This window comes from Streptomyces ruber (assembly GCF_014648075.1).
GTDB lineage: Bacteria > Actinomycetota > Actinomycetes > Streptomycetales > Streptomycetaceae > Streptomyces > Streptomyces ruber.
Genome location: NZ_BMQK01000018.1, coordinates 105,118 through 117,807, shown reverse-complemented (window position 1 = coordinate 117,807; position 12,690 = coordinate 105,118). Strand labels below are relative to the sequence as shown.

General features: G+C 73.8%; 11 protein-coding genes. 2 read left to right on the top strand and 9 right to left on the bottom strand.

The features are described from left to right. Positions 1 to 56 precede the first annotated feature (56 nt). Positions 57 to 977: an endonuclease/exonuclease/phosphatase family protein gene (locus IEZ04_RS28995; RefSeq protein ID WP_373296376.1), complete on the bottom strand. Its 921-nt coding sequence runs from the start codon at positions 975 to 977 to the stop codon at positions 57 to 59. Between the two features lie 578 nt (positions 978 to 1,555). Then, complete coding sequence (locus tag IEZ04_RS28990) at positions 1,556 to 2,368, bottom strand: LysR family substrate-binding domain-containing protein (protein WP_189219950.1); 813 nt, start codon at positions 2,366 to 2,368, stop codon at positions 1,556 to 1,558. A gap of 67 nt (positions 2,369 to 2,435) precedes the next feature. On the opposite strand from IEZ04_RS28990, the gene IEZ04_RS28985 reads away from it, so the two are divergent. Then, complete coding sequence (locus IEZ04_RS28985) at positions 2,436 to 2,864, top strand: DUF5997 family protein (protein ID WP_189219949.1); 429 nt, start codon at positions 2,436 to 2,438, stop codon at positions 2,862 to 2,864. A gap of 449 nt (positions 2,865 to 3,313) precedes the next feature. Beyond that, positions 3,314 to 4,879, top strand: a complete 1,566-nt coding sequence (locus IEZ04_RS28980) for a pectate lyase family protein (protein ID WP_189219948.1) — start codon at positions 3,314 to 3,316, stop codon at positions 4,877 to 4,879. A 59-nt stretch (positions 4,880 to 4,938) separates the two neighbouring features. On the opposite strand, the gene IEZ04_RS28975 is transcribed toward IEZ04_RS28980, so the two are convergent. The 7 genes from IEZ04_RS28975 to manD form a co-directional block, all read right to left on the bottom strand. After that, positions 4,939 to 5,676, bottom strand: a complete 738-nt coding sequence (locus tag IEZ04_RS28975) for a phosphotransferase (protein WP_189219947.1) — start codon at positions 5,674 to 5,676, stop codon at positions 4,939 to 4,941. A gap of 65 nt (positions 5,677 to 5,741) precedes the next feature. Further along, positions 5,742 to 6,398 (bottom strand): bifunctional 4-hydroxy-2-oxoglutarate aldolase/2-dehydro-3-deoxy-phosphogluconate aldolase, encoded by a 657-nt coding sequence (locus tag IEZ04_RS28970; protein ID WP_189219946.1) that lies wholly within the window; start codon positions 6,396 to 6,398, stop codon positions 5,742 to 5,744. Between the two features lie 29 nt (positions 6,399 to 6,427). Then, complete coding sequence (locus IEZ04_RS28965; RefSeq protein WP_229821340.1) at positions 6,428 to 7,453, bottom strand: sugar kinase; 1,026 nt, start codon at positions 7,451 to 7,453, stop codon at positions 6,428 to 6,430. Between the two features lie 70 nt (positions 7,454 to 7,523). Beyond that, entirely contained in the window at positions 7,524 to 8,582 is a 1,059-nt protein-coding gene (locus tag IEZ04_RS28960; RefSeq protein ID WP_229821339.1) for an L-idonate 5-dehydrogenase, read from the bottom strand. After that, positions 8,579 to 9,976, bottom strand: a complete 1,398-nt coding sequence (locus IEZ04_RS28955) for an MFS transporter (RefSeq protein ID WP_189219945.1) — start codon at positions 9,974 to 9,976, stop codon at positions 8,579 to 8,581. Before IEZ04_RS28955 ends, IEZ04_RS28960 begins: the two co-directional genes overlap by 4 nt. Positions 9,977 to 10,025: 49 nt before the next feature. Next, positions 10,026 to 11,477: a mannitol dehydrogenase family protein gene (locus IEZ04_RS28950; protein ID WP_189219944.1), complete on the bottom strand. Its 1,452-nt coding sequence runs from the start codon at positions 11,475 to 11,477 to the stop codon at positions 10,026 to 10,028. Continuing rightward, complete coding sequence (gene manD, locus IEZ04_RS28945; RefSeq protein ID WP_189219943.1) at positions 11,474 to 12,682, bottom strand: D-mannonate dehydratase ManD; 1,209 nt, start codon at positions 12,680 to 12,682, stop codon at positions 11,474 to 11,476. Before manD ends, IEZ04_RS28950 begins: the two co-directional genes overlap by 4 nt. Positions 12,683 to 12,690 lie beyond the last annotated feature (8 nt).

Genomic DNA, 12,690 nt, shown 5'->3' with positions numbered 1-12,690 from the left:
GTGGGCGGTCGGGGCGGGTGGCCGTTCGGGTCGGGTGGCCGTTCGGGGCGGGCTCGTCAGCCGGGTGCGACGCGGGCGGCGACCGGCAGGTGGTCGCTGCCGGTGGCGGGCAGGGTGCGGATGTGGGTGACGGCCGCCGAGCGGGCCATGACCTGGTCGATCCGGGCCAGCGGGAAGGCGGCGGGGAAGCTGAGGGCGACGCCGCGTTCCGCCGTGTTCAGCCGTGAGGTCAGCGGGGCCAGCCCGCGGTCGTCGACCGTGCCGTTCAGGTCGCCCAGCAGGATCACCGTCCGCACCGGCTCGGCGGCGACGGCACGGCCCAGCAGTTCCGCGCTCTCGTCGCGCCGGGAGGACGCCAGGCCGCTGGTCCCGACGCGGATGGAGGGCAGGTGCGCGACGTACGCCGCGACCTCGCCGTGCGGCGTGCGGACCACGGTTCGCAGCCCGCGGCTCCAGGGCTCCGTGATGTCACGGGGCTTGATGTCCAGCGGCCGGGTGCCGGTGAGCGGGTGTCTGGACCAGAGCCCGACGGTGCCCCGGACCTCGTGGTACGGGTAGTCCGGGGCGAGGGTCCGCTCGTACTCCGTCAGCGCGGGAGGCACCAGTTCCTGCAGCGCGATGAGGTCGGGTCCGGCCCCGGCCAGGGCGCGGGCCGTGCCCGCCGGGTCGGTGTTCTCGTCGCTGACGTTGTGCTGGACCACGAGCAGGTCGTGCGGACCGGGCCGCTCCGCCGGCCGGAGCAGCCCGCCGAAGAGCCACGTCCAGGCGGCCATCGGCAGCAGCAGCGCCACCAGCGCGGTGACCGAACGGCGCAGCAGCGCCAGGACGAGCAGGACCACGGCCACCAGGCCGAGCCACGGGAGGAACGATTCCAGCAGACTCCCCGCACCCCCCAGGGAGATGCCGCCCACGGAGTCGGGCACGGCCCGGTGGAACAGCAGCAGCCCGGCCGTCAGGACCGCGAGGGCGGCGAGCACCCGCCCCCGCGTCCACACCGACCGGCTCCGCGCCCTGTTCCGCGCCCCGTTCCGCGCTCCGCCCCGCGCCCCGGCGCCCGGGGCCCGCCGCCTCGTTCGCCGCCACGCCCGCCGGAACGCCGCCCTCACCGTCGGCATCACTTCTCTGGTCACCCGCGCCCGCTCCGTTCTGGCTTCCCGTCCGGCTTCCTCGTCCTCAGGACGAGTCATCGGGCGGAACGGTTCTGGTCACCGGGCGCCGGAACCGGGTGGTCGGGTCGGCCGATCCGCCGGTCGCGTTCGTGCGACGATCACTCGTCCCGGCGCGCCGTACGCACAGCCGGTCGCCCTGCGGGCCGGTCCACTCGACCCGTACGACACCGGGCACGGCGGCATCGGCGACGCGCGACGGGCGCGCCAGTGGCCGGCGACCGGGTTGCGGAAGAGCGTCGCCCGGAGCGGCCCTCGTCGTCCTCGAAAAAGTCGTTGTGTGCGGCGGCGCCGGCATCGGCGGTCCACCGCTCGGGGTGCGGCCCCCGAAGCGGTCCGAGACGGCGACGGCCACTGCCCGAGACCTACGGCCTGCGCCCGCCCACGGCCTACGACCGCCGCCGCGGCTTCCCCCGCCGACCGCTCCGGGACCCACCGGAGCCGCCCGAGCCGCCGGATCCGCCGCCGGAAGCGCTCCGCCGGGTCTTCCCGGACGAGGACGACCTGCCGGCCGCCGGTTTGCGCTGCGCGCCGCCACCCGCCGTGGAGCGCGCGGCCTTGGCCGCGGGCTTGGACTGTGCGGCGGGCTGCTGCCGGCCCCGGGTGCTGTTGACGGTCCGCCCGCGGACGATGCCGATGAAGTCCTCCACCAGGTCGGTGGTGGCATCCTCCGGCCAGGACAGGGCGACGCCCGACTGAGGGGCGTCCGTGACCGTCCGGTAGGTCAGGTCCTTGCGGTGGTGCAGGCGGGCGAGCGACTGCGGGACCACCAGGAGCCCGATGCCCGCCGCCACCAGTTCGACGGCGTCGGCCGTCGTGGCCGGACGCTCGAAGGCGGGCAGGCCCGGCGGGCGCTCCCAGTCCAGGACGTCGTCCAGGGGGTGCAGCACGATCTCGTCGGCGAGGTCCTCGGCGGAAACCTCCTCGACCGCCGCCACGACGTGGTCCTTCGGGATGACGACGACCGTGGTCTCGGTGTAGAGCGGGATCGCGCTGAGGACCGTACGGTCGACCGGCAGCCGGACCAGACCCGCGTCGGCACCGCCGTCCCGCAGCACGTCACCCGCCTCGGCGGCGGACACCGCGAGGAGCTGCAGGGGCACGTCGGGCAGCCGCTCGTTCCAGATCCGCACCCACTTACTGGGTGTCACTCCCGGAACGTACGCGAGCCGGAACGAAGGGGACACTTCCGAGCCAGTCACTCCGCCAGGTTACCGGGCGTGTCGGCGGTGGTCGGAGCTGGTTCACATGCTCGATACCCTTGACGGCATGACGTCGCACCAGACCACCCAGACGATGAAGCCCGCGACCGCGGCGAAGAAGCTGGGTGTGTACCTCGAAGCCACCCCCGCCGAGTTCCGGGAGGGTGTCGTCTCGCGCGCCGAGCTGAACGCGCTGCAGACCGACCCGCCGGAGTGGCTGCGCGAACTGCGACGCAACGGCCCGCACCCCCGTCCGGTGGTCGCCGCCAGGCTGGGCGTCTCCATCGCGGGCCTCGCCCGCGGCGGGATCACCGAGCCGCTCACCACGGAACAGATCGACGCGCTGAAGCAGGAGGAGCCCGAGTGGCTCCGGCGGGAGCGGGCCACCCAGGCCGAGGTGCGGAAGGAAGCGGCCCGCCTGAAGGAGAAGAAGCAGCAGGAGGAGCGGGAACGGAGCACCGGGCAGGGCGAGCAGTCGCGCGAGACGCGTAGCTGACGCCCGCCGCTCACCTCTCCGGCCGGCCCGGCCGACCCCGCCCCGGGGCGGCCGGGGCCTCGCGGGTGAGCGCTCACCGATGATTTTCCGCTTGCACGGAGCCTTGTCAGTGTGAGCGGCGCCACCCTATTCTCGCGAACGGAAAGCGCTTTCCCGGTGCGCTGGGACCGTCCGGCGGAGGCGCCCCTCGCGACGCCTGCCACGGCGTCGCACAGCAAGAGCCGCCTCCGGTCGGAGCGGAGCTCCACCCCGATACGCCTCGCCGTCGCCGCGCATGCTCCACCCCTTGCCGTTTGTAGTGACATGACCATGACACATGACCACGACATGGCTCGGGGCGGGCGGAGACACACGCGACAGGCACACGCGCACGCAAGTACAGACAGACACAACGCACACACACGCACGCACACGCACACGCACACGCAAGCCCAGCAGAGGAGACGAGGATGAGACGACCAGTCGCGCGGCGACTCCAGGCGGCGCTGGCCACGATGGCCCTAGCGGCCGGGGCCGGCGTGGCGCTGTCGATGCCCGAAGAGGCAGCGGCGGCGACCGGAAGCGCCACCGGGTACGCGACCCAGAACGGCGGTACCACCGGCGGCGCGGGCGGCCAGACCGTACGGGCCACCACGGGAACCGCGATCCACACGGCCCTGTGCAACCGGGCCAGCAGCAGCACCCCGATCATCATCCAGGTCGAGGGCACCATCAACCACGGCAACACCAGCAAGGTCTCCGGGAACAGCTGCAACACCGCCGCCGGTGTGATCGAGCTCAAGCAGATCAGCAACGTCACGCTCGTCGGTGTCGGCAACGGGGCCACGTTCGACCAGCTCGGCATCCACATCCGCGAGTCGAGCAACATCATCATCCAGAACGTGACCGTCAGGAACGTCAAGAAGTCGGGCTCGCCCACCTCCAACGGCGGCGACGCCATCGGCATGGAGAGCGACGTCCGCAACGTCTGGGTCGACCACGTCACCCTGGAGGCGTCCGGCGGCGAGTCGGAGGGCTACGACGGCCTCTTCGACATGAAGGACAACACGCAGTACGTGACCCTGTCCTACAGCGTCCTGCGCAACTCCGGCCGCGGCGGCCTCGTCGGCTCCAGCGAGAGCGACCGGTCCAACGGTTACATCACGTACCACCACAACAAGTACGAGAACCTCGACTCCCGGGTGCCCCTGCTGCGCGGCGGCATCGCCCACATCTACAACAACCACTACACGCGCATCAACGAGTCGGGCATCAACTCCCGTGCCGGGGCCCGCGCCAAGGTGGACAACAACTACTTCGAGGACTCGAAGGACGTCCTCGGCACCTTCTACACCTCCGAGGCCGGCTACTGGCAGGTCGGCGGCAACACCTTCGACAACGTGACCTGGTCCAGCCGCAGCGGCGACAACCAGCCCGCCGGACCGAACCCGCAGTCGAACACCACGGTGAGCATCCCGTACTCGTACAGCCTCGACGGCGCGAGCTGCGTGCCGAGCGTCGTGAGCCAGACGGCGGGCGCCAACAAGGGCCTGAAGGTGTCGGACGGCAGCTGCACTCCGCAGACCCCGGACCCGGGTCCCACCGACCCGCCGGGACCCACCGACCCACCGGGACCCACGGACCCGCCCGGCCCCACCGACCCGCCCACCGGGACCAACCTGAGCATCGGGGCGGACGCCGACGGATCCAGCAAGGCGAGCGGGACCAGCTACGGCAACGTGCGCGACGGTGACATGGGCACCTCCTGGTCGCCGGCCGGCTCCACCGGTTCCGTCTCGGTCAAGTGGAGCTCCGCCAGGACCGTCTCCAAGATCAACATTCGGGAGGCATCGGGCTCCACGGGCGCCATCGGGTCCTACCGGGTCCTCAACGCCGACACCGGTGCCGTCCTGAAGTCCGGCAGCGGGGCGGGGGTCATCACCTTCCCGAGCACCTCGCTGCGCAAGGTCACCTTCGAGATCACCGGCTCTTCCGGCACGCCGAGGGTCGCCGAGTTCGAGACGTACGCCGGGTAGCGCAGGACCCCGTCGTCCGGCGGGCCCGGCGGCTCCGGCGCCGGGCCCGCCCTCTCGGCTCACCCCAACGCTCGCTCCAGGACGTCCCGTTGTCCGCGCACCCACTCGTAGGCCCTCCGCACCTCCCCGACCACCCCCGCGTCGCGCAGCCGGACCATCGCGGGGTCGCCCGCCTCCGCCCCGGCCCGGATGCCCCGCCAACAGCGGTCCTGCCACCACAGGATCGCCGGTACGAGAGGCCGCCGGTCCGCCAGTGCGTAGCTGTCGGCGACCAGCCGTACGCGCCGGGCCGCCTCGCTCGCGTCGGTCACCGCGGGGCCGAGGCCGAGGTACTGCCAGCAGACGTGGGCGACGTCGTGGATCCGCGCGCCGGGCGCCGCGACGTCCCAGTCGATGAAGGCCACCGGCCGGAGCTCGCCGCCGGCCGGCCGGTAGACCGTGTTCTTGGGTGACAGGTCGTTGTGACACACGACCTCCTGGTCCCCGGCCGCCGGGGTGCCGGCCGTCAGGTCGTGGAACTCCCGCACGAGCCGGGCGGCCGCCGCCAGGCTCTCGTCCGACGACACGGCGGCGGGCTGCCGCGGCTCCCAGGCGACGTGACCCTCAAGGTAGGTGAGGACCTCGCGGCCCCGCTCGTCCACGCCGAGGAACCGCGGAGCGCCGCGCCAGCCGCGGGCCTCGAAGAGCCTCAGCAGCTCACCGACGTACTCGGTGTTCGCGGAGGCGGGGCGCCGCACCGTGTCCCCTACGCGGACGACGGCGTTGACGAAACCTCCGGGCAGGGGCACCTCGGGCATCCCGCCACTCTGCCCGACGGCCGGGACCTCCGTCAGCCCCCCGTCAGCCCTCCGTCAGCCCCCCGTCAGCCCCCCGTCTTCTCGGTCTTCTCCGCGCCGGCGCGGACCGCGTCGGTGAACGCCCGGGCGCGGCGGGTGATCTCCTCCCAGTCACCGGCGGCCACCACCTGGGGCGGTACGACCTTCGAACCGGCGCACACCGCACGGGCGCCGGCGGCGAGGAACGCGGCCGCGTTGTCCGCGGTGACGCCGCCGGAGGCGACGATCGGCAGGTCCGGGAACGGGCCGGCCAGGTCCTTGAGGTAACCGGGGCCGAAGGCACCCGCGGGGAAGATCTTCACGGCGTCGGCACCGAGGTCGAGCGCCGTCCCGACCTCCGTGGGGGTCAGGGCGCCCAGGACGACCGGTACCCCGGCCGCCGACGCCACCCGCGCCACCTCCGGACGGCAGCCGGGGGTGACGAGGTACTGTGCGCCCGCCTCGATCAGCTCCTCGGCCTGCTCGCCGGTCATCACGGTGCCCGCGCCGATGCCGTGCCCGTCGTCGGCCACCGCCTTGCGCAGGTGCGCGGCGAGCCCGGGGGTGGTGCGGGTGAACTCGATCCACCGTATGCCGCCGGCCCGCAGGGCCGCGCACAGGGCCACCGGGTCGGGGATCTCCGGGGCGCGGACCACCGCGATGACCTGGTCGCTCGTCAGCTGGGGCAGGAAGTCGGCCGTCATGGCTGGGGATTCTCCTTCAGGGGCTGCGGTCAGCGGGCGGTCGTGGTGGCCCACGCGTCGTCGTCCAGGGACAGGACGGGGTCGGTCTCCGTGCGCGGCGGCATCACGGGGACATCGTCCCTGGTGCGCAGCGCGGCACCGGCGGCGAGGTGGCCGAGGCGCAGCCGGGAGCGTTCGTCGCGGTCCTCCAGCACTCCGGCCAGGTACCCGGCCGCGAACGCGTCGCCGGCGCCCACCGCCTCGACCACCTCGGTCGGCGGTGAGGGCACGAACGTCCGCCGACCGCCCGCGTACGAGGTGGCCCCGTGCTCGGCGTCCTTGACCACCACGACGGGGGCGGGGGCGAGGAGTTCCGCGATGTCGTCCGGGCGGGCGGGGCCCCACAGCGCCTCGGCCTCGTCCCGTCCGACGAACACGATGTCCGCCGCTCGGGCGAGCGCCAGCAGGGCCGGCGCGGCCTCGGTGCCGGCGGCCCGCCAGAGGGCCGGGCGGTGGTTGACGTCGAAGGACACCAGCCGCTGTCTCCGCTCGCCGTCCTGCCGTCCGGCGAGCAGTGCCTCCAGCAGTGCCGCGCAGCTGCCGGAGAGGGCCGCGGTGATGCCCGACACGTGCACGACGCGGGCCTGACGGAGCAGGGGGTGGTCCGCCAGCTCCGGTCCCATCCCGGTCGCGGCCGAACCGCCCCGGTAGTAGTGGGTGCGGGTGCGGTCGGGGGCCGGGTCCTTGAAGTAGACGCCGGTGGGCCGCTCCGGGTCGGTCTCGACGCCGCTCACGTCCACGCCGCGCGCGGTGAGTTCGGCGAGGATGCGGTGGGCGAACGGGTCGTCGCCCAGCCGGCTCAGCCAGGCGGCACGGTGCCCGAGCCCGGCCAGTCCGCAGGCGACGTTCGACTCGGCGCCGCCGACGGCCAGGCTCAGCGCGGGCTGTTCGGCGAGCGGGCGTTCGTCGGGCGGGCCGAGGACGGCCATCGTCTCGCCGACGCACACGACGTCGGGCGCGTGGGTGCGGGCCTGTTCCTGGTCGTCGGCGGCTCGGGCCGGGGACGGGACGGTCACGGGTCTCTCCTGGTGTACGGCTGTGTGCGGGTGGGGCGCGGCGCGGACGCGGCGGAGTCCCTCGCGCGTGTCACGTCCCGGCGGCGAGGCGCAGCATGACCTTGCTGCTCCCGCTCGCCGGGTCCGCGGCGACCGCGAGGGCCTCCGCGGCCCGTTCCAGTGGGAAACGGTGCGTGATCAGCGGGCTCACGTCCAGACCGTCCCGCAGGGCGAGGAGCGCGTCGTCGATCTCCTCGACGAAACGGTAGGAGCCGATCCAGGTGATCTCCCGGGTCACCAGGTCGCCGAGGACGGCGGGCACGGCCGTGCCGGGCAGGTTGCCGACCTGGACGAGGATGCCGCCGCGGGCCGTGGCCCGCAGCACCCCGCCCAGCGCGGCGGCGGCGCCGGACGCCTCGAAGACGATGTCGACGTCCTCGGGCAGTGCGTCGCCGCCCCTCAGGTCACGTGTCTCGTCGGCGCCCATGGCGCGGGCGACGGCCAGGGACGCCGCCGACAGGTCGGAGGCGATGACCGTGCCGGCGCCGCGGTGCCGGGCGGCGGCGGCGACCAGGGAGCCGATCGGGCCGCAGCCGTTGACGAGTACGGTGCGTCCGCGCAGCTCGGGGACGCGGCCGACGGCGTGCAGGGCGACGGCCAGCGGCTCGGCGAGGGCGCCCTGTTCGGTGCCGACGCCGTCGGGCAGCGGGCGGATCTGCGCGGCGGGGACCGTGCGGTACTCGCTGAACCCGCCGTCGGTGTGCGGGTCGAAGGCCGCCGAGCCGAAGTAGCGGACGTGCGGGTAGAGGTTGGTGCGGCCGGCGATGCGCTCGGGGAGCACGCCGTCGCCGACGAGCTGCGCGGGGTGGACGGTGACCGGCTGCCCCTCGTGGAGCCCCGTCACCCCCTCCCCCAGCCCGGCGATCCGGCCGGCGACCTCGTGCCCGAGGACCAGCGGGTGGGCGAGCGAGGCGGTGCCGGAGGCGCCGTTGCGCCAGTACGCGAGGTCGGAGCCGCAGATCCCGCCCCACTCCATGGCCATCAGGACCTCACCGGGTCCGGGCACGGGCCGGGCGCGTTCGTCGATGCGCAGGTCGCCGGGGCCGTGCACGACGACCGCTTTCATCCCCGGGTTCGTACGGCTGGTCATACGGCGTCCTCCAGCCGGACCAGGTCGCGTCCGCGTGTCTCGGGTGCGAGGTAGGCGCTGACGAAGGTGATGAGCGAGTAGACGACGAGCATCGCCGCGATGGGCCACCAGCTCCCGGTGACGGCGGTGAGCGTGGCCGCGAGGACCGGGCCGATCGCGGTGGCGAGGATGCCGCCGAGCTCCTTGGCGAGCGCGAGCTGCGTGAACCGGGTGCGGGCGCCGAAGAGTTCGGCCATGGTGACGCTCTCCAGCGAGAACAGTCCGAGGACGCCGACGTTGAGCCCGAGGACCATGCCGAGCATCACGCCCGCGGTGGACCCGGAGGTGATGAGGAGCATCACCGGGAAGGCGAGCACGGCGGTCAGCAGGGTCAGCACCAGGTACACGGGCCGGCGTCCGAAGCGGTCGCCGACGATGCCGATCACCGGCACGGTCGCGAAGCCCAGCAGTGACCCGTACACGATGGCGTCCGTCGGGACGGAGCGGTCGACCGCCAGGTTGGTGGCGAGGTAGCCGACGAGGAAGGTCTGGATCAGCCCGGAGTTGCCCGCCTGCCCGAACCGCAGGCCCAGCGCGAGGAAGAACGCCTTGCCCTTGCGCTGCCGTATCCCCGCGGCCAGGACGTCGCCCCGGTGGTCGTCGCCGGTGGTGGCGGCGGCGGACTCGACCTCGTCCCGGGCGAGCGCGACGCCGTCGACGACGTCGGCGCGGTTCTCGAAGACCGGGCTCTCCTTGAGGCCGCGGCGCATCCAGACCGCGAAGATCATCAGCGCGAAGCTCAGCAGGAAGGGCAGCCGCCAGCCCCAGGAGAGGAGCTGCTCCTCGCTGAGCACGGCGAGCAGCACGGCCCACAGTCCGGAGGCGGCGAGGGTGCCGGAGTTGGTGCCGAGGGACACCAGCGAGGAGACCAGGCCGCGTCGGCGGGTGGGCGCGTACTCGGCGAGCATCACGGTCGCGCCGGCGATCTCGGCGCCGGCGCCGAAGCCCTGGGCCAGCCGCAGCACGACGAGCAGGACCGGCGCCGCGATGCCGATGGTGGCGTACGTGGGCAGGGCGCCGATGAGGGTGGTGGAGGCGCCCATCAGCAGGACGGTGATGTACAGGACCTTCTTGCGGCCGATCCGGTCGCCCATCCGCCCGAAGTAGACGGCTCCGGCGAGCCGGGCGACGTATCCGACGCCGTACGTGCCCATCGCGGCGATCAGGCCGATGGCGGGGCTGACGTCGGGGAAGAAGAGCTTGTTGAAGACGATGGCGGCGGCCAGCGAGTAGAGCTGGAAGTCCATGAACTCCATGGCCGTGCCGAGCCAGCCCGAGACGGCGGCCCGGGCCAGGTCTTTCGTCGTGCGCTCGGCGGGTGGCGCCTGCCGGGCGGCTTCGACGCTGTCCTTCATGGTGAACTCCGTTGTTCGTGTGCTGAAGTGAGGTGCGTGGGGGCTGGTTTCAGAGTTCGACGCGTCCGGCCCGCAGGGCGGGCAGCCGCTCCGCGACGGCGGCGGTGAGGGCGTCGTCGTCCGCGAGGTCGCTCGCGCCGAGGACGCGCAGCAGCGCGCGGACCGTGCCGGCCGGGGTGGTGTCCTGTTCCCAGCAGGCGGCGAGCGCGTCGGCCGCGGGGTCCGGCGGCGCGTCGGGGCGGCAGGTGCCCAGCGCCCAGGCGGCGAGGGCCAGTTCGAGGACCGGGGTGCGGGTGCCGCGGGCGCGCAGCTCACGCAGGACGGGCAGCCAGCGCTCGGCGATCTTCAGCGACGCGTCGGAGCCGACCTGCCGCAGCCGGTGCTGCATCCCGGGGTTGGCGAACCGTACGACGAGGTCGTCGGCGTACCCGGCCGGGTCGGGGCCGCCCGCGGGGAGGGTGGGGGCGACCTCCGCGCACAGCGCCCGGACGAGGGGCTCGCCCCACTCGGTGGCCATGGTCTCGGCGATGGTGGCGAGCCCGGCGGCCGTGCCGAGTGCGGCGAGGGCGGAGTGGGAGCCGTTCAGCAGGCGCAGCTTGGTGAGCTGGTACGGCGCGACGTCCGGGACGAGGAGGGCGCCGTCGAGCTCCCAGGGCGGCCGGGGCGCGGCGAAGGAGTCCTCCAGCACCCACTGCCGGTACGGTTCGGCGGTCACCGGCAGGGCGTCGCGCACCCCGAGCGCGGCGGTGGCGGCGGCCCGGTCCGCGTCGCCGGTGGCGGGCACGATCCGGTCCACGACCGTCGCGGGGAAGGCGACCGCCGCGGCCATCCGGTCCAGGACCTCGGTGCGGTCCGGCCAGGCGGAGGCGCGGACGAAGTCGTGGACGACGCGGCGCAGCGAGGCGCCGTTGTCCGCCATGTTGTCGCAGCAGACGACGCTGACCGGCGGGGCGCCCGCGCGCATCCGCGCCGCGAGTCCGGCGGCGAGGCGGCCGACGACCGTGGTGAGGGGGCCCTCGGGGTCCGCGGTGAGGTCGGCCGCGACGGGGGCGGCCGTGAGGTCCAGGCCGCCCGTCTCCGGGGAGCGGTGGTAGCCCTTCTCCGTGACGGTCAGGGTCACCACCGTGACCTCGGGGTCGGCGAGCAGGGCGTCCACCGTCCCGGCGTCGGGGCCCATGGCCAGCGCGCCGGTGACGGCGCCCACGACGCGGGTGCGGTGGCCGTCCGGGCGGCGTTCGGTGAGCGAGTACAGGCAGTCCTGGTCGCGCAGGGTCCGTACGGTGTCGGCGGACCGGGGCGCGACCGCGGTGATGCCCCAGGGTTCGCCGGAGCGGGCGGCGGCGTTCTCGGTGTAGACGGCCTGGTGGGCGCGGTGGAAGGCGCCGAGGCCGAAGTGGACGACACGGGTGCGCAGGCCGGCCGGGTCGACGGCGGGCCGCTGCGCGGGCGGGAGCCCGGCGAGCGCGGCGCGGTCGAGCGGCGGCGGGACGTGGGCGCTCACCAGTCGTGCACCGAGCCGTCGAGGCGGCGTGCGACCGGGAGGTAGCGCCGCTGGTACGGGAAGCGCTCGGCGGCCTTGTCGTCGTAGGTGACGCCGAGGCCGGGCTCGTCGGAGGGGTGGAGCATGCCGTCGGCGAAGGTGACGCCCGTGCGGAACACCTCGGCGGTCTCCTCGGCGTGGCCCATGTACTCCTGGATGCCGAAGTTCGGCACGGCGATGTCCAGGTGCACGGCGGCGGCCATGCTGACGGGTGACAGGTCGGTGGCGCCGTGGGAACCCGTGCGCACCTGGTACAGGGCGGCGAGGTCGAAGATCCGGCGGAGGTGGGTGATGCCGCCGGCGTGGACGACGGTCGTGCGGACGTAGTCGATCAGCTGCTCGGTGATCAGATGCTGGACGTCCCAGATGGAGTTCATCACTTCGCCGACCGCGATCGGCGTCGTGGTGTGCTGCCGGATGAGCCGGAACGCCTCCTGGTTCTCGGCGGGGGTCGGGTCCTCCATCCAGAACAGCCGGCAGTCCTCGACGCTCCTGCCGAACCGCGCGGCCTCCATGGGGGTGAGCCGGTGGTGCACGTCGTGCAGGAGGTGGAAACCGAAGCCGAAGCGCTCCCGGACGGCCCCGAGGTACGTGGGCGCGAAGCGGAGGTACGCCTCGGTGTCCCAGGGCTGCTCCTCGGGCAGGTCGGTGGCGGCCGGCTCGTACACCTTGCCCTTGCGCACCCCGTAGGTTCCGCCGACGTCGGGCACGGCGGCCTGGGCCCGTACGGCCTTGTAGCCGAGGTCCAGGTAGCGCTCGACGTCGTCGAGGAGCGAGGGCACGTCGGTGCCGCTGGCGTGCGAGTAGACCATGACGCCGTCGCGGGAGCGGCCGCCGAGGAGCTGGTACACGGGCAGCCCGGCGGTCTTGCCCTTGATGTCCCACAGGGCGGTGTCGACGGCGGCGATCGCCGTCATGGTGACCGGTCCGCGCCGCCAGTACGCGCCCTTGTAGAGGTACTGCCACATGTCCTCGACGCGGTCGGCGTCCCGGCCGATCAGCAGCGGGACCACGTGGTCGCGGAGGTAGGACGCGACCGCCAGCTCGCGGCCGTTGAGCGTGGCGTCACCGAGTCCGGTGACCCCGTCCGTGGTGGTGATGCGCAGCGTGACGAACGTGCGCCCCGGGGAGGCGACGAGCACCTCGGCCCGCTCGATTCTGCTCACTGGCGGCT